General features: G+C 73.0%; 23 protein-coding genes and 1 tRNA gene. 8 read left to right on the top strand and 16 right to left on the bottom strand.

Translation table 11 applies throughout. From position 1 onward, the window contains the following. Positions 1-29: 29 nt before the first annotated feature. The 8 genes from JN535_RS00610 to JN535_RS00575 are packed head-to-tail and all read right to left on the bottom strand — an operon-like array spanning position 30 to position 8,392. Positions 30-1,076, bottom strand: coding sequence for a sugar phosphate isomerase/epimerase family protein (locus tag JN535_RS00610; RefSeq protein WP_240200413.1), 1,047 nt, complete (start codon positions 1,074-1,076; stop codon positions 30-32). Beyond that, complete coding sequence (locus tag JN535_RS00605) at positions 1,073-2,272, bottom strand: dihydrodipicolinate synthase family protein (protein ID WP_307868022.1); 1,200 nt, start codon at positions 2,270-2,272, stop codon at positions 1,073-1,075. Before JN535_RS00605 ends, JN535_RS00610 begins: the two co-directional genes overlap by 4 nt. Continuing rightward, positions 2,269-3,501: a Gfo/Idh/MocA family protein gene (locus JN535_RS00600; protein WP_205201038.1), complete on the bottom strand. Its 1,233-nt coding sequence runs from the start codon at positions 3,499-3,501 to the stop codon at positions 2,269-2,271. Before JN535_RS00600 ends, JN535_RS00605 begins: the two co-directional genes overlap by 4 nt. Before the next feature lie 8 nt (positions 3,502-3,509). Next, positions 3,510-4,292, bottom strand: coding sequence for an ABC transporter ATP-binding protein (locus JN535_RS00595; RefSeq protein ID WP_307868020.1), 783 nt, complete (start codon positions 4,290-4,292; stop codon positions 3,510-3,512). Beyond that, on the bottom strand, positions 4,285-5,040 hold the full coding sequence (locus tag JN535_RS00590; RefSeq protein WP_205201036.1) for an ABC transporter ATP-binding protein: 756 nt from the start codon (positions 5,038-5,040) through the stop codon (positions 4,285-4,287). Before JN535_RS00590 ends, JN535_RS00595 begins: the two co-directional genes overlap by 8 nt. Beyond that, on the bottom strand, positions 5,037-6,278 hold the full coding sequence (locus tag JN535_RS00585) for a branched-chain amino acid ABC transporter permease (protein ID WP_240200412.1): 1,242 nt from the start codon (positions 6,276-6,278) through the stop codon (positions 5,037-5,039). Before JN535_RS00585 ends, JN535_RS00590 begins: the two co-directional genes overlap by 4 nt. After that, a complete protein-coding gene (locus tag JN535_RS00580; protein ID WP_047230871.1) occupies positions 6,262-7,146 on the bottom strand; it encodes a branched-chain amino acid ABC transporter permease in 885 nt (294 codons plus the stop codon). Before JN535_RS00580 ends, JN535_RS00585 begins: the two co-directional genes overlap by 17 nt. A gap of 7 nt (positions 7,147-7,153) precedes the next feature. Beyond that, positions 7,154-8,392: an amino acid ABC transporter substrate-binding protein gene (locus tag JN535_RS00575; protein ID WP_205201034.1), complete on the bottom strand. Its 1,239-nt coding sequence runs from the start codon at positions 8,390-8,392 to the stop codon at positions 7,154-7,156. Positions 8,393-8,609: 217 nt separating this feature from the next. Here JN535_RS00575 and JN535_RS00570 point away from each other — a divergent pair, with 217 nt between their 5' ends. Beyond that, a complete protein-coding gene (locus tag JN535_RS00570; RefSeq protein WP_307868017.1) occupies positions 8,610-9,674 on the top strand; it encodes a LacI family DNA-binding transcriptional regulator in 1,065 nt (354 codons plus the stop codon). Positions 9,675-9,716: 42 nt separating this feature from the next. On the opposite strand, the gene JN535_RS00565 is transcribed toward JN535_RS00570, so the two are convergent. After that, positions 9,717-10,565 carry a class I SAM-dependent methyltransferase gene (locus tag JN535_RS00565; protein WP_205201030.1) on the bottom strand — a complete coding sequence of 283 codons (849 nt, stop codon included), beginning with the start codon at positions 10,563-10,565 and terminating at the stop codon, positions 9,717-9,719. Between the two features lie 295 nt (positions 10,566-10,860). Continuing rightward, positions 10,861-11,457, bottom strand: a complete 597-nt coding sequence (gene idi / locus JN535_RS00560; protein ID WP_205201028.1) for an isopentenyl-diphosphate Delta-isomerase — start codon at positions 11,455-11,457, stop codon at positions 10,861-10,863. A 244-nt stretch (positions 11,458-11,701) separates the two neighbouring features. Between idi and JN535_RS00555 the strand changes: the two genes are divergently transcribed. The 4 genes from JN535_RS00555 (at position 11,702) to JN535_RS00540 (ending at position 15,977) form a co-directional block, all read left to right on the top strand. Beyond that, positions 11,702-12,814: an iron chelate uptake ABC transporter family permease subunit gene (locus JN535_RS00555; RefSeq protein WP_205201025.1), complete on the top strand. Its 1,113-nt coding sequence runs from the start codon at positions 11,702-11,704 to the stop codon at positions 12,812-12,814. Between the two features lie 38 nt (positions 12,815-12,852). Further along, positions 12,853-13,917 carry an iron-enterobactin ABC transporter permease gene (gene fepG, locus JN535_RS00550; protein ID WP_205202831.1) on the top strand — a complete coding sequence of 355 codons (1,065 nt, stop codon included), beginning with the start codon at positions 12,853-12,855 and terminating at the stop codon, positions 13,915-13,917. A gap of 122 nt (positions 13,918-14,039) precedes the next feature. After that, positions 14,040-14,822 carry an ABC transporter ATP-binding protein gene (locus JN535_RS00545; RefSeq protein ID WP_240200463.1) on the top strand — a complete coding sequence of 261 codons (783 nt, stop codon included), beginning with the start codon at positions 14,040-14,042 and terminating at the stop codon, positions 14,820-14,822. A gap of 96 nt (positions 14,823-14,918) precedes the next feature. Continuing rightward, entirely contained in the window at positions 14,919-15,977 is a 1,059-nt protein-coding gene (locus JN535_RS00540; protein ID WP_205201021.1) for an ABC transporter substrate-binding protein, read from the top strand. Here the strand turns inward: JN535_RS00540 and JN535_RS00535 are convergent. The 4 genes from JN535_RS00535 to JN535_RS00520 form a co-directional block, all read right to left on the bottom strand. Continuing rightward, on the bottom strand, positions 15,902-16,978 hold the full coding sequence (locus JN535_RS00535; RefSeq protein ID WP_240200411.1) for a squalene cyclase: 1,077 nt from the start codon (positions 16,976-16,978) through the stop codon (positions 15,902-15,904). The genes JN535_RS00540 and JN535_RS00535 overlap by 76 nt on opposite strands. A 41-nt stretch (positions 16,979-17,019) precedes the next feature. Next, entirely contained in the window at positions 17,020-18,402 is a 1,383-nt protein-coding gene (locus JN535_RS00530) for a permease prefix domain 1-containing protein (RefSeq protein ID WP_205201020.1), read from the bottom strand. After that, entirely contained in the window at positions 18,402-18,776 is a 375-nt protein-coding gene (locus JN535_RS00525) for a PadR family transcriptional regulator (RefSeq protein WP_205201018.1), read from the bottom strand. Before JN535_RS00525 ends, JN535_RS00530 begins: the two co-directional genes overlap by 1 nt. A 215-nt stretch (positions 18,777-18,991) precedes the next feature. Next, positions 18,992-19,387 (bottom strand): RidA family protein, encoded by a 396-nt coding sequence (locus JN535_RS00520; RefSeq protein WP_205202829.1) that lies wholly within the window; start codon positions 19,385-19,387, stop codon positions 18,992-18,994. A 133-nt stretch (positions 19,388-19,520) separates the two neighbouring features. Between JN535_RS00520 and JN535_RS00515 the strand changes: the two genes are divergently transcribed. Then, positions 19,521-20,504 (top strand): helix-turn-helix transcriptional regulator, encoded by a 984-nt coding sequence (locus JN535_RS00515; protein ID WP_205201016.1) that lies wholly within the window; start codon positions 19,521-19,523, stop codon positions 20,502-20,504. Between the two features lie 105 nt (positions 20,505-20,609). Here the strand turns inward: JN535_RS00515 and JN535_RS00510 are convergent, their stop codons facing one another. Both JN535_RS00510 and JN535_RS00505 read right to left on the bottom strand, forming a co-directional pair. Further along, the gene (locus JN535_RS00510) at positions 20,610-23,294 is read right to left on the bottom strand and encodes a pectate lyase family protein (RefSeq protein WP_240200409.1); all 2,685 of its coding nucleotides are present in this window, start codon (positions 23,292-23,294) and stop codon (positions 20,610-20,612) included. A 647-nt stretch (positions 23,295-23,941) separates the two neighbouring features. Next, positions 23,942-24,025 (bottom strand) — tRNA-Leu (locus JN535_RS00505). Positions 24,026-24,304: 279 nt separating this feature from the next. On the opposite strand from JN535_RS00505, the gene JN535_RS00500 reads away from it, so the two are divergent. Further along, positions 24,305-25,012 carry an FhaA domain-containing protein gene (locus JN535_RS00500; protein WP_047230883.1) on the top strand — a complete coding sequence of 236 codons (708 nt, stop codon included), beginning with the start codon at positions 24,305-24,307 and terminating at the stop codon, positions 25,010-25,012. A gap of 10 nt (positions 25,013-25,022) precedes the next feature. Then, positions 25,023-25,526, top strand: coding sequence for an FHA domain-containing protein FhaB/FipA (locus JN535_RS00495; protein ID WP_205201015.1), 504 nt, complete (start codon positions 25,023-25,025; stop codon positions 25,524-25,526).

Genomic DNA, 25,526 nt, shown 5'->3' with positions numbered 1-25,526 from the left:
TCGCCCCGGCCGGTCGCGACCGAGGTCGCTCAGCACGCGAGGTGCGGCTCCACGAGCTCGACGTACCGGCGGGCGAGCGTGGCCAGGACCTCGGCGCCCGGCGCGGCCCAGACGTCGGCGTGGAAGATCTCGACCTCGACGTCGCCGGTGTAGCCCGCCGCGGCCACCGAGCGCGTGAACGCGGCGAAGTCCACGTGGCCGTCGCCCATCATGCCGCGGCCCAGGAGCGTGTCCGCGGGCAGCGGCGTGATCCAGTCGCACACCTGGTAGCTGACGATCCGGCCCGCTGCGCCCGCCCGGGCGAGCTGCTCGTGGACCTTCGGCTCCCACCACAGGTGGTAGGTGTCGACGACGACGCCCACCTCGCCGGGCGCGAACGGCTCGGCGAGGTCGAGGGCCTGCTCGAGCGTCGAGACGACGCCGCGATCGGCCGCGAAGATCGGGTTCATCGGCTCGATCCCGAGCGTCACGCCCGCGTCGCGCGCGTGGGGGACCAGCGCGGCGATCGCGTCCGCCGCCCGCTCGCGCGCCCCCACGAGGTCGCGGTCGCCGTCGGGCAGGCCACCCGGGACGAGCACGAGCGTCGGCGCGCCGAGCGCCGCCGTCTCCGCGATCGCGGCGAGGTTGCTCGCGTGCGCGGCGGCGCGCGCGTCCGGGTCGCTCGCGGTGAAGAAGCCGCCGCGGCACACGGACGAGACGCGCAGCCCGGCGTCGCGCACCCACCGGACCGCGGTGTCGAGCCCGACCTCGGCGACGGGCTCGCGCCAGACCCCGATCGCCGGGAGCCCCGCGGCGACGCACCCGTCGATCGCCTCGCGCAGCGACCAGCTCGCGGTCGTGCGCTGGTTGAGCGAGAGCCGCGCGAGCCGAGGATCACCGGGCGCCGGCGTCGGCACCCGCGCCGCCAGCCCGCTCGGAATATCGATCCCCGCCACATCCCCGTCGAGCATGCGGTTGTCGCCCGTCCCGGGGCTCTGACGGGCAGCAGCCGCATGCTCGACGGACGCAACCGCATGTTCGACCGGAGAGGACGCGCGCGCGGAGTTCGACGGGAACTCCGAGATCTCGGTGCTCATGCGGCCCCCTGCCCGACGACGGCCGCGACGTCCGCGTCGACGCCCGCCGCCGCGAGCACGAGACCGAGGCGGTGCGCAGCGAGGTCCGGGTCCGGCAGGAGGCGCGCCTCGTTCGCGAGCTCGAACGCGCGCGCGAGATGCACGACGCTCCGGGCCGACTGCAGGCCGCCGACCATCGTGAAGCCGGGCTGGTGGCCCGCGAGCCACGCGAGGAACGCGATCCCCGTCTTGTAGTAGTACGTCGGCGCCTCGAACACGTGCCGCGAGAGGGCGAGCGTCGGCGCCATCTCGGCGTCGTACCGGTCCAGGTCGCCGTCGTCGAGCGCGGCGAGCGCGGCCGAGGCGGCGGGCGCGACGGCCGCGAACGCGCCGAGCAACGCGTCGGAGTGCCGCTCGCCGTCGCCCCGGATCAGCTCGGGGTAGTGGAAGTCGTCGCCCGTGTACAACCGGACACCCTCGGGAAGTACAGCACGTAGACCCACCTCGTGCGCGGCCGAGAGCAGGGACACCTTGACCCCGTCGACCTTCGCGGCGTGCGCGCGCACGAGGTCGACGAACGTGGCGGTCGCGGTGTCGACGTCCCCGGACCCCCAGTACCCGCGCAGGTTGGGGTCGAACGCCTCGCCGAGCCAGTGCAGCACGACCGGCTCGCGCACCTGGGACAGGATCGCGTCGTACACGCGCAGGTAGTCGTCGGCCGACGCGGCCACGCGCGCGAGGTGCCGCGAGGCCATGAGGATGACCTGCGACCCCGTGCCCTCGACGAACTCGACCTGCTCGGCGTACGCCCCGATCACGTCGTCCACGGTCCGCAGCTCGTCGGGCGACCGGTGGTCCGTCCCCGCGCCCGACGCGACGCGCGCGCCCACCTCCTGCGCCTGGGCCGCGCTGCGCGACACGAGCTCCTGGACCGCGGGCCAGTCGAGGCCCATGTTCCGCTGCGCGGTGTCCATCGCCTCGGCGACGCCCAGCCCGTACCGGAACAGGTGCCGCCGGAACGCGAGCGTCGAGTCCCAGTCGACGACGGCCGGCGCGCCGGGGACGTTCTCGCCGCGCGGGTCCGCGACGACGTGCGCCGCCGCGAACGCGACGCGTGAGGCGTACGGGCCCGGATGGTCCACCCACTCCCGCGGCGCGCGCAGCTCGACGAGCCGCGTGCCGCCGTCGGGCAGCGGGACCCGCACCCCGGCGCTCACGCCCCCGCCCCGGACGCCGCGCTCCCCGGGGCCTCCGCGGCCGCGCCCAGCTCGACACGCCGCCCCTCGCGCGACGACGTGTACCCCGCGTCCACGAGGCGCAGGCCGCGCACGCCGGCGTCGAAGTCGTAGGGGTGCGGGCGCCCGGCGTGGACGTCGCGCAGGAACTCCTCCCACTGCGCGCGGAACCCGTTGACGAACTCCTGGTTGTCCGGGATCTGCTCCCACTGGGCGCGGAAGTCCTGGTCGGTGGGGAGGTCCGGGTTCCACACGGGCTTGGGCGTGCGGGCGCGCGGCTGGATGCGGCACCCGAACAGTCCCGCCACCGCGGACCCGTACGTCCCGTCGACCTGGAACTCCACGAGCTCGCCCCGGTCCACGCGCACGGCCCAGGACGAGTTCACCTGCGCGACGATCGGGCCGTCCGCCCCGGCGAGCTCGAAGATCCCGTACGCCGCGTCGTCGGCCGTCGCGGCGTACGGCTTGCCGTGCTCGTCCCAACGCTCGGGGATGTGGGTCACGGCCTTCGCCATGACCGCCTCGACCGGCCCGAACAGGTTCTCCAGCACGTAGTTCCAGTGGCAGAACATGTCGAGGACCATCCCGCCGCCGTCCTCGGCGCGGTAGTTCCAGCTCGGGCGCTGCGCGGGCTGCCAGTCGCCCTCGAACACCCAGTACCCGAACTCGCCGCGGACGGACAGGATGCGGCCGAAGAACCCGCCGTCGACGAGCCGCTTGAGCTTGAGCAGGCCGGGCAGGTAGAGCTTGTCGTGCACGACGCCGTGGATCACCCCGGCCGCGCGCGCCGCCTCGGCGAGCTCCTCGCCCTCGGCGACCGACTCCGCGATCGGCTTCTCCGTGTACACGTGCTTGCCCGCTGCGAGCGCCTTGAGGATCGCCTTGGTGCGCTCCGAGGTGACCTGCGCGTCGAAGTAGACGCTCGCCGTCGGGTCCGCGAGCGCCGCGTCGAGGTCGGTCGTGAACTCGGCGACGCCGTGGCGCGCGGCGAGCTCGGCGAGCTTGGCGCGGTTGCGGCCCACGAGCACGGGCTCCACCTGGAGGCGGGTGCCGTCGTCGAGCTCGACGCCGCCGTCGTCCCGGATCGCGAGGATCGAGCGCACGAGGTGCTGGCGGTACCCCATGCGCCCGGTCACGCCGTTCATGACGATGCGCACGGTGCGGGTGGTCGGTCGGTCGGACCCAGCGGCGTCCGTGGTCTGGCTGGTCATGCTGGCGGTCATCCGTTCTGCGAGAGCGAGCGCTCGGCGGGACGACCGCCGAGGTAGAGCTCGGAGAGCTGGGGGTCGGCGAGGAGCTCCGGGGCGGGCCCGGTGATGTGGACGCGGCCGAGGTCGAGCACGCACCCGATGTCCGCCGTCTCGAGCGCGCGACGCGCGTTCTGCTCGACGAGCAGGACCGCGACACCGGCGTCGCGCATGCGCACGACCTGCTCGAACACCGTCGACGTCGTCTTGGGGTCGAGGCCCATCGACGGCTCGTCGAGCAGCACAACCTCCGGGCTCACCATGAGCGAGCGCGCGAACTCGACCTGCTTCTGCTGCCCGCCGGACAGCAGCCCCGCGAGCTGCTTCCACCGCTCGCCCACGATGGGGAAGAGGTTCTGCACGAACGCCACGCGCTCCGCGATCTTCTGCTTGTCGCGCAGCGTGTACGCGCCGAGGAGCACGTTCTCCGCGACCGTCATCTCGCGGAACACGCTGTGGCCCTGGAGCACGTGCGCCAGGCCGGACTGCAGCATCTCCTGCGGGCCCTGGCCGGTGACGTCGCGACCGCCGACGAGGATGCGGCCCGAGCGCGGCTTGAGCAGCCCGCTCGCGACCTTCAGCACGGTCGACTTGCCCGCGCCGTTCGGCCCGACGAGGCACACCACCGTGGCCGCCGGCACCTTGATCGTCAGCCCGCGCAGCACCATCGCCGCGCGGCCGTAACCGGCCTGGATGTCGTCCAGCTCGAGGAGGTACTCCTGCTTCGCCCCCGTCCCGGGGGTCGGGTCAGACACCAAGGTAGGCCTCCAGCACTCGCGGGTCGGCTTGCACGACGGCGGGGGTGCCCTCGGCGATCGGCCGGCCCCGGTCGAACACGATGACGTGGTGGGACAGGCTCATGACCATGTCCATGTTGTGCTCGACGACGAGGAACGTCTTGCCCTCGGCGTTGAGCTCCTGCACGAGCGTCCCGATGCGCCCGACGAGCGCCGGGTTCACGCCGCCCGCCGGCTCGTCGAGCATGATCGTGTCGGGGTCGCCCATGAGGACGCCGGCGAGCTCGAGCAGCTTCTGCTGCCCGTAGGACAGGTTGCGCGCCTCGACGTTCTCCAGGTGGTCGATGCCGACGCGCACGAGCAGCGCGCGCGCCTTGTCGATCTCCTCGGGGTTGCGCGCCCCGGCGAGCAGCTCGCGCACCTTCGTGCGCCGGACCGCGACGAGCATGTTCTCGAGGACGGTCATGCGCGGGAACACGCGGCAGAGCTGGAAGCTGCGCCCGATCCCGGCGCGCGCGATCTTGTGCGGCGCGCGCCGGGTGATGTCCTCGCCGCGGAACGTGACCGTGCCGGAGTCCGGCTTGATCATGCCCGTCACGCAGTTGAAGAACGTCGTCTTGCCCGACCCGTTGGGGCCGATGAGCGCGTTGATCTTGCCGTGGTGGAACGTGACCGTCGCGTCGCGCACGGCGTGGACGCCGCCGAACGACTTGGTGAGGCCGACGGTCTCGAGGTTGCGTGTCGTCGGGGGTGCGGTCGTCGTCATCGGTCCTTCTCCTCTCCCGTGCCCTCCGCGACCGGCTCGTCGTCCGCGTGCCGTCCCTGCGGCACGACGGCGGCGCTCGGCTCAGCGGGCGCCTCGGCGGCCGGCTCGGCGGCCGCGGCGCGGTTGCGCTCGAGCAGCTCGGCCGCGGTCATCTCGCGGATCGAGGAGTCCTGCGGGCCGAAGCGCTTCACGAGCGACTGGACCGCGGGGATGATCCCGTCCGGCATGAACAGGACGACGATCCCGAGCAGCAGGGCCGTGGCGACGAGGTGGAACTGGGTGTCGCCGAACTCGAGCTTGAAGTACTCCAGGCCGGAGCCGACGATGACGGCGCCGAGGAGCGGGCCGAACAGGTGCCGGACGCCGCCCAGCAGGGCCATGAGCACCATGTAGGCGCCGAGCATGATGGAGAACTGGAAGATCGGGTCGAGGTCGCCGAACCACAGGGCGTACATGCCGCCCGCGAGGCCGGTGAAGGTCGCCGAGACGACGTACGCGACGAGCTTGTAGTTGCGCGTCGGGACGCCGAGCGCCTGGGCCTTGTCCTCGTCCTCGCGCACCGCCTTGAGACCGGTGCCGAACCGTGAGCGGTCGATGGCCCACCACGCGACGAGCATGACCACGAGCAGCGCGGCGAACAGGTAGAAGAACGTGCGGTGGTGCTCGGGCCGCAGCATGTCCGGGAACGGACGCGGCACCACGAGGCCGTCGGAGCCGCCCGTGAACGTGCCCCACGCCTGGAAGACCAGCAGCAGGATGAGGACGAACGCGATGGAGACGATGACGAACGACGCGCCGCGCACGCGCAGCGCCGCGATCCCGACGGGGATCGTCACGAGCAGCACGATCGCGCCGGCGGTCAGCCACGCGACGAAGCTCGGCAGCCCCAGGTCGCGGATCAGCAACCCCGTGCCGTAGGCGCCGAGGCCGAAGAATGCGGCGTGCCCGAGCGACACGTACCCCGTGAAGCCGCCCATGAAGTTCCAGGCGGTCGCGGTGCACGCGTAGCTGAGGACGACGATGCCGGCCGACAGGATGTACGCGTTGGGCGCCATCGTCGGGAAGGCCAGGACGAGCACGGCGAGGACGACGAGCGCGGCGAGGCGGACGACGCGGCCCCAGGGGCGGCGTGCGGCAGGTGCGGCGGGGGCGGCGGCCGCGCCTGCGGCGTCGGGCACCGCGCGACCGGCCGCGGCGCCGCGGCCGCTCGCGGGACGGGTGTCAGAAGCGTTGGGCAAGGCGACCTCCGAAGAATCCCTGGGGCCGCAGCATCAGCGTCGCGAAGAGCGCGACGTAGAAGATGGTCTGCGCCCACGTGGTGCCGAGCGGCACCTGGAGCAGGCTCTGGCCGATGCCGAGCACCATGGCGGCGATCGCGGCGCCCGGGATGGACCCCAGGCCGCCGACGACGATGATCGCCATGAGCGGGCCGATCCAGTGCCAGTGCAGCGACGGGTAGATCGTCGCGTCGAGCGACAGCGCGGTCCCGCCGATGGCGGCGGTCGCGAGGCCGAGGCCGAAGCCGTAGCCCGCGACACGGTCGGTCTTGATGCCGACGAGCTGTGCGGCCTCACGATGCTGGATCGTCGCGCGCAGCGCCTGGCCGAACCGGCTGTGCTTCATGAGCAGGTACAGCAGCGCGAGGGACAGCGCGGCGAGCCCGAAGGCCACGAGCTTCACGACGGCGATCCGCGCCCCGAAGAACTCGATGCTCGCGCCCGAGTACGGGAGCTGGATGCGCCGCTGCGTGCCGCTCCAGACGAAGCCGATCATGCCCTCGATGAAGAGCGCGACGGCGAACGTGAGGAGGACGGACATCATCGTGAGCGTCGCGGGCCGCAGGCGCGTGATGAGCAGCCGCTGCATGCCCACACCGACGAGGAAGAACAGCGGCACGGTGACGACGAGCGACAGCAGCGGGTCCATGCCGGTCTGCTGGTTGAAGAACCAGGCGAGGTACGCGGCGAGGATGAGGAACGCCGAGTGGGCGATCATCACGACGCGCATCACGCCGAAGTACAGGGTGAGGCCCGCTGCCAGGAGGGCGTAGAGCCCTCCCAGCAGCACGCCGAGCACGAGGCTCTGGAAGAGGAGCGTTCCTGTCACGAGGCGATCACCAGGCCGGCTTGGGGAAGACGAAGTCGGCTTCCTTGGCGTCCTGCGGCAGGACGATCTGGATCTCGCCGCCCACGTACTGCTGGATGAGGTGGGCGCCCTGCGGCTTGCCCGTCTCGTCCCAGGTCAGCGGTCCGACGACGGTCTCGACCTCGTTGCTGCGCAGCCACGAGATGAGCTCCTGCTGGCACTCGCCCTGCTCGGCGCAGCCGACGGCCTCGACCGCGGCGGCGACGACCTGGCCGGTCGTGTACGCGTTCGCCTCGTCCTCGCCCGGCGGGTTGCCGTGCAGCTCCGTGTACCGCTCGACGAAGTCGACGTTGGACGGCCAGCTCGCGGTCTCGGTGTAGCCCGTGGGGGAGAGGATGCCCTCGGTCTTGGCGCCGATGGCCGCGGAGAACTCGGGGTTGGTCGGCGCGGTGGAGAAGGCCGCGAGCTGCGGCTGGTAGTTGAGCTGCTGCAGCGCCACGATGAGGTTCACCGCGTCCTGGTACTGCGTGCCGCCGATGACCATGTCCGCGCCCGAGTCGTTGATCTTCGCGGCGATCGAGGAGAAGTCGGTCGTGTTGGGCGGGTAGACCTCGTCGACGACGATCTCGAGCCCGGCGTCGGCGAGCTTGTCGCGCAGGCCGTAGGCCGTGCCCTGGGCGAAGGGGTCGTCCATCGCCGCGACGGCGACCGTCTGCGGGCGCTCGCCCTCCGGCATGTCGAGGATGTGGTCGGCGAGGTAGTTGTAGTGGTCGTCCGCGACGGCCGGGGCGGCGTAGAAGAGGTTCTCGAAGCCCTGCTCGAAGACCTCGTTCGCGGCGCCCGCGGGCTCGACGAAGAGCATCCCGTACTCCTCGGCGACGCGGGCGCTCGGCACGACGAGGCGTGTGGAGAACGGGCCGAACACGAGGTCGACCTCGTCCTGGGCGATGAGCGCCTCGTAGTCCTGCACGACGCGGTCGGCGTTGGACTGGTCGTCGAGGATCTTGAGCTCGACCTGACGCCCGAGGAGGCCCCCGTCCTCGTTGACGAACTGCGCCCAGGCCTCGTAACCGCGCTGGACGCCCTTGCCGGGCTCGGAGAAGTCGCCGGTGAGCGGGAGGGAGATGCCGATGACGATCGGGTCGTCGGACCCGCCGCCTCCGCCCTCGCCGTCGGACCCGCCGGAGCACGCCGTGAGGACGAGCGCCGTCGCGGACACGCCGGCCGCGAGGGCGAGCGCGCGGCGTGAGCGGGGGCGGGTGGACATCCGTGGAGTCGACCGAGAATGCATGGACGTGACTCTCCCTACTTCGTCGTAGTGAAGACCTGAGGTCGTACTGCTCCGTACGAGACTGCCTGTTTGCGAAAGCGCTTTCGTAAGCGCTTCCGCTAGAGTACGGTGCGGACAGCGGATGTGGCAAGCGTCACGTCGGGGAGGGCCCTCGGGCCGCCGACCGGGCGACGCGCGGACGAGCGGAGCAGGGGTGCGTCGAGAGGGTCGGACCACGAAGGGCCGGAGCGCGCTGCGGCTGGTGGACGTCGCCGAGCGGGCGGGCGTGTCGCTCGCGACCGCGTCGCGCGCGCTGTCGGGCAGCGACGGTGTCTCGGAGGTGCTCGCGGAGCACGTCCGCGAGGTCGCCGCGCAGATGGGCTACATCGCCAACCCGCACGCGCGCACGCTCGCCGGGGGCACGACCTCCGTCGCCGGCCTGCTCGTCTACGAGATCGGCGACCCGTACTTCTCCGAGATCGCGAGCGGCGTCGTGCGGGTCGCGACCGAGCACGGGTGGAGCGTGCAGATCAGCCACACCGAGCGCGAGCCGAGCGCCGAGGTCACGCAGATCCGCCTCATGCGCGCGCACCGCGTCGGCGCGATCCTCGTCGCCGGGTCCGGGTACGTCGAGCCCGCCATGGAGGCCGACGCCGCGCGCGAGCTCGAGGCGTTCCAGGAGGCCGGGGGGCGGGTGGTCGTCATCGGGCGGCACCACCTGCACAGCGACGCCGTGCTCCCGGACAGCGAGGCCGCCGCGGCGAGCCTCACGGACCACGTGCTCGGCCTGGGCCACCGCCGACTGGCGATCGCCGCGGGACCCGAGCGCCTCACGACCGTCGCCGACCGCACCGCCGGCATCCGGAGCGCCGTCGCGGCCCACGGGCTGGACCCCGACGACCTGTTCGTCGTGCACGCGCCCTTCACGCGCGAGGGCGGGCGCGACGCCACGCAGCGCATCCTCGCCCAGCGCCCGGACACCACGGCGATCCTCGCGCTCAACGACGCCATGGCCACCGGGGTGCTCTCGCTCCTGCGCGAGCGCGGCGTCGTCGTGCCGCGCGACATGTCCGTCACCGGGTTCGACGACATCCAGGTCGCTCAGGACCTCGCGCCCGCGCTGACGACCGTGCGCCTGCCGATGAGCGAGATGGGAGCGGCGGCGTTCGAGATGGCGCTCCGCCCGCCGTCGGCCCGCCCCCGCCGCAAGCGCACCGACCACGTGCTCGTCGTCCGCGACTCCACGGCCCCACCGCGACCCGGCCCCGTCGCGCCGTGAGCGTCAGGCGCGGCCCGGGACCGGCGGCGGGTCAGGAGCGTCTCAGAAGGGCTTGCGCGCCACGACGAGGAAGCGCGGGGCCTCGTCGACGAACTCGTGGCCCGCGGCCAGGTGCAGGTGCAGGGCGCGCAGCGGCGCCTCGTACCGCGCGACAGCCTCGGGGGAGAGCGACGCCAGGTCGGGCACCTGCCACGCGACGACCTTGAGGTACCAGAGCACGGACGACAGGTCGCGGAACCGGCGCAGGCCCTCGTGCTCGCGCGCGACGTCGACGACGAACCCCGCGTCGCGCAGCACCTCGACCGCGGCCTCGAGCGTCACCGAGTCCGGGTCCCACGGCAGCTCGGCGCCGAGCGCCGTGCTGAGCCGCAGGCCGTCGCGGGTGTCGACCTGCTGGGTGAGGAACACTCCGCCCGGCTCGAGCACGCGGAGCACCTCGTCGGGGTCGAACTCCTCGTGCCGGTCCAGCACGACCGCGAACTGGCCGTCGAAGAACGGCAGGAGCTGCTCGTCGTCGCCCTCCACGGACCGGACCTCGACGCCCAGGGGCTCGAGCCGACGTCGGGCCACCGGCAGGTTGGGCGCCCAGCCCTCCGTGGCCGCGGTCCCGGCGGGGAACGGTCCGAGCGTCGAGAGGAGCTCCCCGCCGCCCGTCCCCAGGTCGAGCACCGAGCCTCGGCCGCTCCCGACCAGCTCGCGCGCGAGCGCGGCGTAGTCCCACGGCAGCGGGTCCTCGATCACGCGCTGCGCCACGGGCGTCAGGTCGAACCCCACCACGGGCACGGCACGGGCCCACGCGACGTGCTCCTCGAACGAGGCGTCGCGGGCAGGGACGGGCACGCCGGCCGCCCGGTCGGAGATGGCGGGGGAGTCGGGGACCGCGGCAGGCATGCGTCGATTGTCACCCGGCTCGGCGCCGACGCCGAACGCGCGCGCCGGACCGGCGGAACCCCGACGGGGACACCCCCCATCGCCCGGAGCACGCGGCGCACGGTGACCCCCCGCGATGCCTGTCTTGCGAGGGTCGCGTGGAACGCAGACCGCGCCGGCCGACCGACGAGGGGGGACGCGGGCGACGTGAGCGGTATGTGGGGCGCAGACGGCCTCGGGGTCCCGCAGACCTGCGCAGCACCAGGGCGCTGCACCCCGGACGACACGCTGAGCGTCTCGCGGACGGCGACGGATCTCAGGCCGAGGGGGGCCGGAACGCCGCGGCGAGGAGCGCCGTCGGGGCGTCGCCCTCCGCGCTCGCGGCGCCGAGGGCCGCGACCTGGAGCACCATCCACGGGCTGAAGGCCCACGGGGTGGCGGCGACGGCGCGCGCGACGTCGCGGGGGTCCGCCCAGACGGTCTCCATCACCTCGTCGGGGTTCGGCTCGACCGTGCCCGCGGCGCGCGCCGCGTAGACGGGGCAGATCTCGTTCTCGACGACGCCCGAGGCGTCGACGGCGCGATAGCGGAACCCGGGCACCGCGACCTCGAGGTCGGCGATCTCGAACCCGAGCTCGTGGCGCGCGTGGCGGACGATCGACTCCTCGGTGGTCTCGGTCCAGCGCGGATGGCCGCAGAAGGAGTTGGTCCAGACGCCCGGCCACGTGCGCTTCGTCAGTGCGCGCCGCGTGAGCAGGAGGCGGCCCGCGTCGTCGAGCACGTAGCAGGAGAAGGCGAGGTGGAGGGGCGTCTCGGTCGTGTGGACCGCGGCGCGCTCGAAGGTGCCGGTCCGACGACCCTGGTCGTCGACGGTGACGACGTGGTCGGCGGCGACGGGAACGTGCGAGGTCATGCGGCCACTCTCGCACACGCGCGACCGGGGCGCGGCAACCCTCGGCCGGGCTCGCCCCGCGCCGGGGGAGAGCGGGGAGCCGGCACGTCGGCGGGACCGTCTCCCGCCGCGGTGCGTGAGGCGGATCACCTCGGCGGGCGAAGGCACGGCCTTGCCGGGCGCACCCGTCGGTGACCTAAGGTGAGGGTAACCTCACTTGTCCCTGACCGACCGGGCACCCGCCCCCCGAGCAGATCCGAGCGCCATGACCTCGCCCGCGACCGCCGCCGCGCCGGCCGACGTCCCCGACGGGACCGACGGGACCGGCGGGACCGTCCGGCCCGCGACGGACCGCGGCGACCGGCCCGCCGGGGTCGCCCGCACGAACGCGGGCCGCAGCCTGGGTCTCCTCGTCGCCGTCGTGGCCCTCGTGCTCGCGATCGTGCTGAGCCTCGTCGTCGGCTCCAAGCCGGTCCCGCTCGGCACCGTGTGGGACGCGCTGACCGGGTACGACGGCTCGGGCGACCACGTGATCATCCGCGACCTGCGCCTGCCGCGCACGATCGTCGGGCTGCTGGTCGGCACCGCGCTCGGCGTCTCGGGCGCCCTGATCCAGGCCATGACGCGCAACCCGCTGGCCGACCCGGGCATCCTCGGCGTCAACGCCGGGGCCGCGTTCGCGGTCGTGCTCGCGGTCGCGTTCCTCGGGTTCACGGACATCCGGTCGTTCATCTGGTTCGCGTTCGCCGGGGCGGTCGTGGCGACGGTCGCGGTCTACGCCATCGGCTCCCAGGGGCGCGGCGGCGCGACGCCGGTGCGCCTGACCCTCGCGGGCGTCGCGCTGGGGGCCGTCCTGAGCGGCATCTCCCAGGGCATCACGCTGCTCGACCCCGCGGCGTTCGACCGGATGCGCTTCTGGGGCGCCGGCTCGCTGGCCGGCCGCACGATGGAGATGGCCGGCACGATCGCCCCGTTCGTCGTGGTCGGGCTCGTCCTCGCGCTCGTCGTCGCGCGCCCGCTCAACACCGTCGCGCTGGGCGACGACCTGGCGAGCTCGCTCGGCGCGCACGTCGGGCGCACGCGCGTGCTCGTCGGCGTCGCGGTGATGCTCCTGTGCGGGGCCGCGACGGCCGCCGCCGGGCCGATCGCATTCGTCGGGCTCATGGTGCCGCACGTCGCTCGCTGGACGGTCGGCCCCGACCAGCGCTGGATCCTCCCGTACTCGGCCGTGCTCGCGCCCGTCCTGCTCCTCGTGTCCGACGTGGTCGGTCGCGTCGTCGTCATGCCGGGCGAGCTGCAGGTCGGCATCGTCACGGCGTTCGTCGGGGCGCCCGTCCTCATCGCGCTCGTGCGCCGCTCGAAGGCGAGCGGGCTGTGAGCGCCCCGGTCCGGGACGACGCGCCCGTGGGACCCCGCATGGCCGACGGCGGCGCACGCCGCGTCGACTTCGGCCGCCCCACGCGCGTCGTGCGCGGGCTCCGCGGCCGCGCGAGCCTCAGGTTCGACCTGCGCACGCTCGGGGTGTGCGGGGTGCTGCTGCTCGTCGCGCTCGCGATCGGCGTCGTCGCGCTCACCACCGGCGACTACCCGCTCACCGTCCCGCAGGTCCTCCAGGCTCTCGTGGGCGCGACCGACGGCCCCGTGCACATGGTCGTCGTGGAGTGGCGCCTGCCGCGCGCGCTCATGGCGCTCGTGCTCGGCGCGGCGCTCGGCGCGAGCGGCGCGATCTTCCAGTCCCTCACGCGCAACCCGCTCGGCAGCCCCGACGTCATCGGGTTCAACACCGGCGCGTACACGGGCGCGCTCGTCGTCATCATGCTGCTCGGTGGCGGGTACGTCGGCGTCGCGGCCGGGGCGCTCGTGGGCGGCATCGTCACCGCGGGAGTGGTGTACGTCCTCGCGTACCGGCGCGGCGTGCAGGGCTTCCGGCTCATCATCGTCGGGATCGCCGTGTCCGCGATGCTCGCGTCCGTCAACCAGTGGCTCATCATCAAGGCCGACCTCGAGACCGCGATGGCTGCCGCCGTGTGGGGCGCCGGCTCCCTCAACGGCATGACCTGGGCGCAGGCCGTACCCGCATGCGTGCTCGCGGCGCTCCTCGCGCTGCCGCTCGTGTGGCTCGCGCCACGCATGGGCCTGCTCGAGCTGGGGGACGACGCCGCGGCCGCGCTCGGCCTGCGCAGCGAGCGGGTGCGCCTCGCCCTGGTGGTCGTCGGCGTCGCGCTCACCGCGCTCGTCACCGCCGCGGCCGGGCCCATCGCGTTCGTCGCCCTCGCCGCGCCGCAGCTCGCCCGCCGCCTCACGGGCGCCGCCGGCGTGCGGATCCTTCCCGCCGCCGTCATGGGCGCCGTCCTGCTCGCCGCGAGCGACCTCGTCGCCCAGCGCGCGTTCGCCCCGACCCAGCTCCCCGTCGGCGTCGTGACCGTGAGCGTCGGCGGCGCCTACCTCGTCTGGCTCCTCGTGCGCGAGGCCCGCAAGTGACCACGAACCCGCAGACCGGAAGGACCTCGGTGGCTCTCACGAACCTCGCGGCCGACCCGCGCGGCGCCGTCGCCGACGCGTCGGCCGACGCGCGCGCGGACCGCGTCCCGCCCGCCGACCGCCTGCACGCCGAGCAGATCACGGTCGGGTACGACGACCGCGTCATCTCCACCGACCTGGACGTGAGCATCCCCGACGGCTCGTTCACGGTGATCGTCGGGCCGAACGCGTGCGGCAAGTCGACGCTGCTGCGCGCGCTGTCGCGCCTGCTCAAGCCGTCGCGGGGGCAGGTCGTGCTCGACGGCCGCTCGATCTCCTCGATCCCCGCGAAGGAGGTCGCGCGCCGTCTCGGCCTCCTGCCGCAGTCGTCGATCGCGCCCGAGGGCATCACCGTCGCCGACCTCGTGGCGCGCGGGCGCTACCCGCACCAGAAGCTCCTGCGGCAGTGGTCCCGCGAGGACGAGGCCGCCGTGGTCGGCGCGCTCGCCGCGACCGGGACGACCGAGCTCTCGGGCCGCCTCGTCGACGAGCTCTCCGGCGGGCAGCGCCAACGCGTGTGGGTCGCGATGGTGCTCGCGCAGGAGACCCCCATCCTCCTGCTCGACGAGCCGACGACGTTCCTCGACATCGCGCACCAGATCGAGCTGCTCGAGCTGTGCGCCGACCTCAACCGCGACCGTGGGCACACGCTCGTCGCGGTGCTGCACGACCTCAACCACGCCTGCCGCTACGCGACCCACCTCATCGCCATGAAGGACGGCGCGATCGTCGCCGAGGGCGCGCCGGCCGACGTCGTGACGGCCGAGCTCGTCGAGGACGTGTTCGGCCTGCCGTGCCGCATCATCGCCGACCCCGTGACGGGCACCCCGCTCGTCGTGCCCGAGGGTCGTCCTCGCCGCGCCTGACCGCACGGCCCCGTTCCCCAGCCGGTCGACCCACCCGACCGACCGGCCCCCCACCGTCCTGCGCTCGCCCGCACCGCCTCGTCGGAGGAGCACCGCATGACCCGCACGACCCGTCCCTCGTCCACCCTGCCCACGGCGGCCGGCCCGACCCGACCCTGGCGCCCGGTGCGTTCCCTCGCCGCCGGCACGCTCGCCGTCGGGCTCGCGGTCACGCTCGCGGCGTGCTCGACCGGCACCGAGCCGGGCGCCGACGACGCGGCCGACGCGGCGCCGTCGGCCGCGGAGGGCTGGTCCTGGACGTCCTCGGGCTACGGCACGACGTACCAGCTCGACGACGTGCCGGACAGCGTCGTCGTGGACGGCTACACCGCCGCGGCGCTGTGGGACTACGGAGTGCGCCCCGCCGGGGTGTTCGGGTACGGCTTCTCCGACGCCGGTGCGCTGTCGATCGGCAACGCCCAGGTCGACGAGATGGAGGTCGTGGGGGCCGACGCCGAGCTCAACCTGGAGAAGCTGCTCGCGCTCGACCCCGACCTCGTGATCGGGTTCGGCAACGAGGACGGCAGCGCCTGGACCTGGTGGGACGACACGGTCACCGAGGAGGCGACCGCCGTCGCGCCGTTCGTCGGCATGAAGTTCTCGGGCCGCCCGGTGGTCGAGGTGATCGAGGACTACGCGTCCCTGGCGGAGGCGCTCGGAGGCGACGTCGACGCGCCGGAGGTCACCGAGGCGAAGGCTGCGTTCGACGAGCGGCTGGCCACGCTGCGCGGCATCGCGGCCACGAAGCCGCTGACGATCCTGCCGCTCAACGGCGCCGAGCAGCTGTGGGTCGGTCAGAAGAACCTGGGCCAGCTCGCGCTGCTCGAGGAGCTGGGCTTCACGATCGGCGGCCCGCAGGACCAGGAGGGCTGGGCCGAGCTGAGCTGGGAGCGCGTGCCCGACCACCCGGCCGACGTCGTGCTGAGCTACACGGGCTCCGCCGAGGCGATGGCCGCCAACCCGGTCTACGCAGGTCTGCCCGCGGTGCAGGCCGGTCAGGTCGTCGGCTGGGACGACAAGCGCCCGTTCACCTACGCGAGCTACGTCGAGTGGTTCGACGAGCTGATCGCGGTGCTGGACGACGCGGAGGTCGTGTCGGGCGCCCCCGCGTCCTGACCGCGCGCGCCGTCCCACCAGTCGAGGACGACGGTCGCGTGGTAGGTGAGCCAGCGTGACGGCTCGCCCGCGGGCGCGTCGACCTCGAACCACACCCGACCCGGGTGGCGCCGGCCCTGGAGCCAGGTGCCGTCCGGCTGCCGCGCGCGGCGGACGTGCTCGACGGCGTCCGCCGCGCGGGGGTCCGGCGGCGTCCCGTCGAGCAGCGACGCCTCGCGCAGGTAGACCAGCGCGTTGAGCACGCTGTAGTACCAGCGGAACGGGTACGCGAGGCGGAACACCCAGTCGCCGACGGGCTCGCCCGTGCTCAGGCGGCGGAACAGGCCGCGGCGCAGCAGGTACTCCTCGCCGGACCGTCTCGCGGCACGCAGCTCGTCGCCGCCGCCGGCGAGCTCCTGGTACGCGAGCAGGCCCTTGAGGGCGTTGAGCGTCGAGTGGAACGACGACACCGTGGCGCCCTCGACCCAGTCGCAGTTCCACCCGCCGTCGGGCAGCCGGCCCGCGAGCACCGCGGCGAGCAGCTCCGAGACGTCGACCCCGAGCCAGGCGCCCGCGGCGAGCGTGTACCCGTTGATGCACCAGTCGACCTCGCCGCCCCAGTAGGGCAGGTCGTCGTACTCCCAGCGGCTGTGCGCGGCGAGCAGCTCGGGCGTGCGCCGCGCGCGCAGGACGTCCGGGTCGAGCCCCCACTCGCGCAGCGCGACGAGCGACCAGGTGGTGGCAGTCCAGGGCTGGCCCTCCTCCGGCGCCCCGCCGGCGTCCACCGCTCCCGCGTCGGCGGGGAAGTAGGCGCCGCCCGCCCACTGCCCGTCGGGGTCCTGCAGCGCGAGCAGGCGCGCGCCGAAGCCGTCGGTCGCGACGCGCGCCCGCGTCGCCTCCCACACCTCGGGCGGCGCGTGCACGACGTCGCGCTCCACCCGCCAGCGCAGCGCCGGGTCCGAGTCGAGCAGCCAGTCGACCAGCCCGCCGTCGGGCGGCCCTCCGGGAGCGGCATCCGTCATCCGAGTCACGCTACGCCCGGGGTGCGTGCGGCGTCAGCCCCTCAGACGAACCCGAACAGGGGCGGGAAGACGATCGCGACGATCGCCGCCCACGCCGCGTACACGGGCAGGAACCGGGTCTGCCAGGCCACGAGGTCGGCGAACGGGCGCCGCCCGCGCAGGAACGCCGTCGCGAGCACCGCGGACCGCACGAGGTGCACGAGGAGGAGCAGGTTGAGACCGAGCGCCGCGGCCTTGTTGGGGCTCACGCCGAACTCCGCGATGCGCGTGAGCATCGCGGTGAGCGCGACGGCGTCGACCGCGACCGCCGCGACGACGAGGACCACCTGGAGCCCGTCGAAGAACGACGGCGGCGCGAGCGGGTCGCGCGCGGAGACGGAGTAGAGGAGCAGGCACAGGACGAGCACGAGGATCGCGTCCATGAGGATGAGCAGCTCGCGGTCGACGGCGGCGAGGTTCCCCGCGGTCGCGAGGACGACGAACGCGGCGAGGAGCATGACGAGCGTCAGCGGCGTGAAGACGCGCGTGAGCACGGGCGCGATGTTCTCGACGACGTTCTGCTTGGCCTCGACGAGCCACGCGGCGACGATCAGCGCCGCGGGGACGCACAGGGTCAGGATCCACGAATCGAGGTAGGGCTCGAGGTCGACGCCGGCGAGCGAGAAGATCCCGATCGTCAGGCCGAGCAGGACGCCGCCCCCGAGCGCGATCAGCGTGTAGTACACGGCGAGCTCGCCCGTGAACCGCACGAAGTCCATGCGGCGCGCGTCCGAGCGCCACCGCCCGCCGACGTACGCGAGCCCGACGACGGACCACAGCGTCACGGGGGCGGCGAGCGCCGCGAGGACGAAGGTCGAGTCCGTGGGCGCGAACGGGTACAGGTTGAGGACGAGGCCCAGCGCGACGAACGGCACGACGAGCGCCCCGACCACGCGCGCCGTGACCTGCCGCTTCCACGCGAGGTAGGCCGTGAGGAACGGCAGCACGAGGAGCCCGACGTTGAGGGCGACCGTCTCCCAGGGCAGGAGCACGGTCGCGACCTTGACCGTGACGCCCACCGCGACGGCGAGGGCGAGCACGACCGCGAGCTCGCGCCACGACCGCGCGCGTCCCGGCTGCTCGCCGACGAGGACGAGCTGCTTCCACAGCCGCTCGGAGTGCTCCTGCGCGAACTCGCGCGACAGGTCGTCGAGCGTGCCCATGCGCTTCACCGCGACGAGGAACGCCTCGTCGTCGTCGAGCCCCGTCGCGCGCAGGTCCTCGACCCGCTCGCGCAGGTGGTCCTCCATCTCGTCGACGTCCGCCGCGGAGATGGCCTCGCGGCGGCGGACGTACCCGCGCCACTGGTCGATCTGGGCCTCGAGCGCGGCGTGCGGACCGGGACTCGCGGCGCCGGCGGCGGGCGCCGTCGTACCGGGGGCCATCAGGCCCACCCCTCCGCGACGCGCGGAGGGCTCTGGAGCCCGTCCTGTGCGGAGCGCCACACCTGCCGGAGCGCGTGCGCGACGACGTCCCACTGCGCCTGCCGCTCGACGAGCGCCTCGCGCCCCGCCGAGGTGATCGCGTAGTGCTTGCGGCGCCGCCCGACGTCGGACGTGCCCCACGACGCCTCGACGAGCCCGAGCCGCTCCAGCCGGTGCAGCAGGGGGTACAGCATGCCGTCGGTCCACTGCATGCGGCCGCCCGAGAGCTCGTCGACGCGCTTGAGGATCGCGTACCCGTACGACTCGCCGTCGGCGAGGATCCCGAGCACGAGCGGGGTGGCCGACGCGGCCACGAGGTCCTTGTCGATACGCATGGCACTCCTATGCCTAGTTCTTCTAGGGGTACTGACCCTAGCAGATCTAGGGTTGGAAGCCGTCGGCGCCATCGCGTGTTCTGCGGCGCCGTCGAGAGCCTCACCTTCGTCGGCGACGGCGACGCGACCCCGTTCCGAGCTCGCCCGCGTGCTGGAGGACGCGGAGGGCGGCGGCGCCGGAGCCGGGTGACCCTGGTCCGGCGCCGCCGGCGTGCTCAGGCGACGGCGGTCGCCTCCAGCTCGACGAGCTGTCCGGGGACCGCCAGGCGGGTCACCCCGAGCATCGTCGTCGCCGGGGCCACGCGCGCGGCCCCGAGTCGCGCGGCGATCAGCCCGTAGTGCTGGAAGAGCGCGTCGACGTCGGTCGTGTAGACGTTCAACCGGACGACGTCCGCGAGCGTCATGCGCGCCTCCGTCAGCACCGCCTCCAGGTTGTCCAGGCTCAGCGTGAGCTGCGCCGCGAGGTCACCGTCGTGCTGCGGGCGACCGTCGTGCGACATCGCCGTCTGCCCGGAGCAGAAGAGGGTCCGGGTATGCCCGGAGACCAGCTCTGCCTGGTTGAACCCCAGCTCCTGCGACCACGCCACGGGGTTGATCGCCGTTCGTTCCACTGCCATGCCGACTCCGTCCGACTCGTCCTGCCGGGCGCGCGTCGACCCTCGTGGCCGACGTCCCGCACGCCCGTCCCCGAGCCTGTCGGCGATAGACGACACCCTCTGTCATGTATCCCGGTACGTTTCTCGGGTGCGCGCCGACCGGCTGGTCTCCCTGGTGCTGCTGCTCCGGCAGCGGGGCCGGCTGTCCGCGACCACCCTGGCGCGCGAGCTCGAGGTGTCGACCCGGACGGTCCTGCGTGACGTCGAGGCGCTCTCCGCCGCGGGCGTGCCGATCTATGCCGAGCGCGGTCGCCATGGCGGGTTCGCGCTGCTGCCCGGGTTCCGCACCGAGCTCACGGGCCTCAACCCGGACGAGGCGCTCGCCGTGCTCAGCGCCGCGTCGGGCCGCGGCGAGCAGGTGCTCGGCCTCGGGCCCGCGCTCGCGTCGGCCGTCCGCAAGGTCGTCGACGCGCTTCCCGAGGCCCACCGTGACGCCGACGACGACGCGGCCCGACGGATCCTCGTGGAGCCGGAGATCGACCTGCTCGCTCGCCGGCAGGCCGCCGAGGAGGTCCCCGCGGCAGTCCTGCGCGAGGTCCGGCGCGCCGTGCTCGACGGACGGAGGCTCCGGATCCGCTACGCCGCCGTCGACCGGCCGCCGGCCTCGCGCGAGGTCGACCCGGTGGGCATGGTCACCGCCCGCGGCACGGGTTACCTGCTCGCCACCGTCGGCGGGGAGGACCGCACCTACCGCCTCTCCCGGATCCTCGCTGCCGAAGCCCTCGCCGAACCGGCGGACCGTCCCGACGTCGTCGACCTCGAGCAGCTCTGGCGTGAGCGCAGCGCCCGGTTCCGGGCGGGTGGCGACCAGGTCGTCGCGCGCGTCCGGCTCGTGCCGGACCTCCGGGCGGCGCTCGTGGGCACCGCGGTCTCCGTCCACGCCGAGTCCGTCGGCGACGACGGACTGCTGGTGCTCGACGTCAGCTTTCAGGACCTCCGGCACGCCGTCTGGGCCGTGTGGCAGCTCGGGCCGGACGCCGAGGTGCTGGACCCGGCACCGCTGCGCGACGTGCTGCGGGACCGCGCCGTCGCGACAGCGCGACGCTACGGCGCTGCGGACGGCACGCCGTGATGGACGGCCCCGCCGCGGACGGCGCGGCGGGGCCGTCGTCGAGCCCGGGCGGGACCAGGTGGTCCCGCCCGGGGTCGTGCCCGGGTCTCCCGGAGGAGGGTCGGGCTACCCGGCGTAGGTCTCGAGCTCGGCGACGCGGGGCGTGCCCGACGCACCGGTGATCTCGAGGTTGATCTTCCTGAGCGACGTCGCGGTGAACGTGATGGTCCCCGCGCCGGAACCCGTCTTGAGGACGGCGCCCGTGTCGTTGTTCACGAGGCGCCACGTCCCGATGCTGCCGCCACCTGCGGCCTCCTTGACGACGACCCGACCCACGGTCGTCGCGGTGCCCCACTTGACGGAGACGGTCCCCGTCGAGCCGCTGGGCGACCACCAGGTCGCGGTGCTGCCGTCGATGGCGTTGCCGTAGCTCGTCCCGCTGGCCTTGCTCGAGCCGTCCGCGCCGGCACCGATGCTGAGGTTGGTGCCCGACGGCGGGTCGGTCGGGTCCGTCGGGTCGGTGGGGTCCGTGGGGTCGGTCGGGTCGGTCGGGTTCGTCGGCTCGCCGCCGAAGGTGACCCGGAGCGAGCCGTCCGCCGCGAACGACCAGCCGAGCTCGCCGTCGTAGGCGGAGCACGCCGACCCGTTCGAGCCGGACCAGAACGAGTTGCCGCCCGAGTCCGTGCCGACCGTCTTGTCGGTCGTCCCGGAGTCGCACGACACGTTGCCGCTGAAGCGGTGGGTCCCGGCGTCGAAGCTGAAGTTGCGCTCCTCGTTCCCCACCGCGACGTTGCCGCTGACCGTGATCGATCCCGGGTTCGAGTTGTAGGTGAACCCGTGCTTGCCGTTGTTCACGGCGAACGAGTTGCGCACGACGTGGTCGACCTCGATGTCCTCGCCGCCGAGCTTGTACCCGTTGCGGTCGCCGTTGCCGGCCTGGCCGCCGTCGGACAGCGTGCCGTTCTCGTAGGCGAGGGAGCTCTCGATGGTCACCGCACCGATCGGCCCGGTGTCGGACTTCGTGTACAGGTCCCAGCCGTCGTCGATGTTGTTGTGCGCCACGGTGTTCCGGAACACGTTCCCCGGGCCGGACGTGAGCTTGGCGGCGAAGCCGTCCGCGTCCTCGCCGTCCGAGTCCGCGTTGTCGTGCGACTCGCTGCTGAGGACGAGGTTGTTCGACGGCCACTCGCTCGCCGGTGCGCCGGCCACGAGGCGGGAGAGCTGGAGGCCGGTGTCGTGGTTGTAGCGGGTCACGACGCGCTCGATGACGTTGTTGCTGCCGCCGAGCAGGATGCCGTTGTCGCCCGCGTGCTCGACGACGATGCCGTAGACGTGCCACCAGTCGCCGCCGATCGCGAGCCCGCGGTTCGCCGAGTTCTCGGCCTGCGCCGAGAAGTTGAGCACCGGCCGCTCGCCGGGGTACGCGGAGAGCAGGGTGCGGTCGCCCGACGTGCCGTCGTTGCCCGGCTCGATCGTGACGGTCGACGACAGGTCGTACGTGCCACCGCGCAGGAAGATCTCCCCGCCCGAGGCGACGCGCTCGATCGCGACGGGGAGCGTCGTCGGCGCCGACAGCGTGCCGGCGGCGCTCGCGCTGCCGTTCGGGGCGACGTAGATCGTCTCCGCGCTCGGCTCCGGCGGGTCCGTCGGGTCGACGGGACCCGGGTCCGTCGGGTCCGACGGGTCGGGGTCCGGCGTCTGCGGCGTGCACGAGCCGTCCGAGACCTTGAGGCCCTTGTTCGCGCCCGCGGTCTGGTTCACGAGGTTCGGCACGCAGCTCGCGCCGTCGAGCGTGTACGAGTAGGGGATGCTGACCGACGTCGTGGACGTCATGTTCGGGCCGGCCGGCTGGATGTCGCCGCCCGGGCTCGACCACGTGACGTTGTCGAGGACGTTCCCGGCGACCTGCCAGGTGCCCTTCTGGTCGGTGTAGAACGTGCCGAGGACGTCCTTCGAGTCCTCGAAGTAGTTGTTCTCGACCTTCGCCTTCGCCCCGGCCCGCGAGTTGATCCCGGACTCGTTGAGGTGCACGTAGTGGTTGTTGTAGATGTGGGCGACGCCCCCGCGCAGCAACGGTGTGCGCGAGTCGATGTTCTCGTACTTGTTGTGGTGGAACGTCACGAAGCCGTTGGACGTGTCGCTCTCGCTCGAGCCGATGAGGCCGCCGCGGCCGGAATTGCGCAGGATGCTGTAGGACAACGTCACGTACTGGACGCCCGCCTTCATGTCGAACAGGCCGTCGTAGCCCTCGGACTCCCCGCCCGACGCCTCGAGCGTCACGTGGTCCACCCACACGTTGCGCACGCCGCTCTCCATGCCGATGGCGTCGCCGCCGTTGGACGTGGGCGAGCCGGACTTCTTGACGTTCTTCACCGTGACGTTCTGGATGATGATGTTGCTGGCCTCACGGATGTGGATGCCCAGCTGGTCGAACGTGGCGCCGCTCCCTACCCCGACGATCGTCACGTTGCTGATCTGCTTGAGCTCGATCACGCCGGCCGCCGTGTTGCAGCTGTCGCCCGAGACCTTGGCCGTGTTGCCGTGGTTGATGGTGCCCTCGACCTCGATGACGATCGGGGTGTCGTCGCTGGCCCTGTTGCACAGGGCGGCGTGGATCTGGGTGCCGGTCGTGGCGCGGACGGTCTGGCCGCCGGCGCCACCGGTCGTGCCGCCGTTCTGGGTCGCGTAGCCGGTCGGGCTGCCGGTCACGGCCGCGTTCGCGGTCGTGGTCAGGGCGGTCACGCCCATCGTGGTCGCCAGGGCCGTCGCGGCGGTGGCCGCGAGCAGTCGTCGTGCGACGGGTCGTCTCATCGTGGTGCCTCACCTTTCGTCATCGAACCGGGGGCAGTGCGTGGTGACTCACGGTCCAGTCCTCGCTCGCGCCGGTCGACGCGACGACCTCGTCCTGGTGCGCGGGCGCTGGGTCGTGCGCCCTGCGCGACCGCCGACGACGACGTCGGGCGGCCCGCCTCGGAAAATCTCGTCGAGGCGATCAGAGGAGGTGGGAACTGAGGAACCGGTTTCCCGATCGTAGGATACCGGTTTCCCGTGACGCAAGCCCGGCGCGTCGGGCGATCTCGTGGGCACGAGATGGCGGGGCCTCGAGCGAGGGGCCCTGGCACAGCACGCGGCGGCCGCGCGGGCGCACGACACCGGACTTGACCGCCGCACAACACGAGGTCCCGGTCAGGACCTGCCTGACCGGGACCTCGTCACGTGGGTGGTTTCGGAAACTCGCTGACCGGCGTACCGGTGAGGTACCGCTGCCAGGCACACCGAGACTGACATCGAGGCACACCGTGAGCCATCGGACATGACCCTGGCCAGCCACTCCGAGACCCGGCGAACGCCGTCGTCCACCGCTCCGCACTGACCCCGGGACGCAGAAAGTCCCGGCCAGGATCCTGACCGGGACTTTCCGAAGGTCTTCCGACTCGGAAGTCGAAACCCTCGTCACGTGCGCGAGGGGGGAGTTGAACCCCCACGCCCTTTCGGGCACACGGACCTGAACCGTGCGCGTCTGCCTATTCCGCCACTCGCGCGTGCCGCAGAAGACTAGCACGGGACGGCTCGCGCCCCGGAATCGCGGGGCACGGCGACGCCCGACGCCCGACGTTCACACGGTCCACCACGAACGCGCCACATCCGTCCGGAGATCGTGCGACGAATCGGGGCCACCGTCGCAGACGTGATCGATACGATCTAGGTAGTCTGCCCGGGACGCAGGTGTGCACCAGGGTGCCGCCGGGAGCACGTCCGGGAGGCGCAGACGAGGACCGCGGCACGAGCCGCAGCACGAGCGAGCACGAGGAGGAGGTGGCATGGGAGTCCTGGACCGCTTCGAGAAGGGCGTCGAACGCGTGGTGAACAACGCGTTCGCCAAGGTCGGTCGCAGCGAGGTCAAGCCCGTCGAGCTCGCGAGCGCGCTGCGGCGTGAGGTCGACGACCGCGCCGCCGTCGTGGACCGCGAGCGCACGGTCGTGCCCAACGAGTTCACCATCGAGCTGTCGGTGGACGACTTCGGCCAGGTCGAGGGGTGGGGTGCGGAGACGCTGGCCGACGAGCTGGCGTCGAACGTCACGCAGTACGCGGCGTCGCAGCACTACGCGTTCGTCGGCCCCGTGAGCGTGAGCTTCGAGCAGAACGACACGCTCGACGTCGGTCGCTTCCAGCTCCGCTCCGCGAGCGTGCGCGGCAACGTCGCCCCCGCGACGTCCGCGTCCCCGAGCACCCGGCACCCGCTCGTCGACATCGACGGGCAGCGCTACCTGCTCACGGGTCCGGTCACCGTCATCGGGCGCGGCTCGGAGGCCGACATCGTCGTCGACGACCCGGGCGTCTCGCGCCGCCACCTGGAGATCCGCGTGACGCCGGAGGGCGTCATCGCCACGGACCTCGGCTCGACCAACGGCCTGTTCGTCGAGGGTCACCAGGTGCCGGCCGCGACGCTGCTCGACGGCAACTCCCTGACGATCGGCCGTACCCGCATCATGTTCTGGACCGGCGCGTCCGACAACGAGGAGTGGTGATCCGGCCCGCATGACCGATCTCACGTTCACCCTGCTGCGGCTGGGCTACCTGGTGCTGCTCTGGGTGTTCGTGCTCTCCGCGATCGGGGTGCTGCGTCGGGACCTGTACGGCACCAAGATCACGCCTCGCCGGAGCCGCAAGGGCACCGCGCAGGCCGCGCGCCCGGCGTCGGGCCCGACCCCCGCCGCGGCGGCGGAGCCCGCGCGGCCCACCGCGCCGACGGGGCCGTCCCGGCTCGTCGTCACCGCCGGCCCCCTCACGGGGACGACGATCCCGCTGACGACGTCGTCGATCCTCATCGGTCGGGCGCCGAGCTGCACGCTCGTGCTCGACGACGACTACTCCTCGTCGCGCCACGCGCGCATCTTCCCGCAGCACGGGTCGTGGTTCGTCGAGGACCTCGGCTCCACCAACGGCACCTACGTCGAGGACCAACGCATCGGCCAGGTGACGCCGCTGGGTCCGGGCACGCGGGTGCGGATCGGTCAGTCCGTCGTCGAGCTGCAGAGGTAG

Source organism: Cellulosimicrobium cellulans (genome assembly GCF_016921195.1).
GTDB lineage: Bacteria > Actinomycetota > Actinomycetes > Actinomycetales > Cellulomonadaceae > Cellulosimicrobium > Cellulosimicrobium cellulans_F.
The sequence above is the reverse complement of the archived record's forward strand: the minus strand, read 5'-3'. Positions and strand labels throughout refer to the sequence as shown.

Coding starts and splice junctions, on each gene's coding strand:
- JN535_RS00610 (WP_240200413.1), bottom strand. CDS start 1,076: ATGAGCACCGAGATCTCGGAGTTCCCGTCGAACTCCGCGCGCGCGTCC.
- JN535_RS00600 (WP_205201038.1), bottom strand. CDS start 3,501: ATGACCAGCCAGACCACGGACGCCGCTGGGTCCGACCGACCGACCACC.
- JN535_RS00590 (WP_205201036.1), bottom strand. CDS start 5,040: ATGACGACGACCGCACCCCCGACGACACGCAACCTCGAGACCGTCGGC.
- JN535_RS00575 (WP_205201034.1), bottom strand. CDS start 8,392: ATGTCCACCCGCCCCCGCTCACGCCGCGCGCTCGCCCTCGCGGCCGGC.
- JN535_RS00565 (WP_205201030.1), bottom strand. CDS start 10,565: ATGCCTGCCGCGGTCCCCGACTCCCCCGCCATCTCCGACCGGGCGGCC.
- idi (WP_205201028.1), bottom strand. CDS start 11,457: ATGACCTCGCACGTTCCCGTCGCCGCCGACCACGTCGTCACCGTCGAC.
- JN535_RS00555 (WP_205201025.1), top strand. CDS start 11,702: ATGACCTCGCCCGCGACCGCCGCCGCGCCGGCCGACGTCCCCGACGGG.
- fepG (WP_205202831.1), top strand. CDS start 12,853: ATGGCCGACGGCGGCGCACGCCGCGTCGACTTCGGCCGCCCCACGCGC.
- JN535_RS00540 (WP_205201021.1), top strand. CDS start 14,919: ATGACCCGCACGACCCGTCCCTCGTCCACCCTGCCCACGGCGGCCGGC.
- JN535_RS00535 (WP_240200411.1), bottom strand. CDS start 16,978: ATGACGGATGCCGCTCCCGGAGGGCCGCCCGACGGCGGGCTGGTCGAC.
- JN535_RS00530 (WP_205201020.1), bottom strand. CDS start 18,402: ATGGCCCCCGGTACGACGGCGCCCGCCGCCGGCGCCGCGAGTCCCGGT.
- JN535_RS00525 (WP_205201018.1), bottom strand. CDS start 18,776: ATGCGTATCGACAAGGACCTCGTGGCCGCGTCGGCCACCCCGCTCGTG.
- JN535_RS00510 (WP_240200409.1), bottom strand. CDS start 23,294: ATGAGACGACCCGTCGCACGACGACTGCTCGCGGCCACCGCCGCGACG.
- JN535_RS00500 (WP_047230883.1), top strand. CDS start 24,305: ATGGGAGTCCTGGACCGCTTCGAGAAGGGCGTCGAACGCGTGGTGAAC.
- JN535_RS00495 (WP_205201015.1), top strand. CDS start 25,023: ATGACCGATCTCACGTTCACCCTGCTGCGGCTGGGCTACCTGGTGCTG.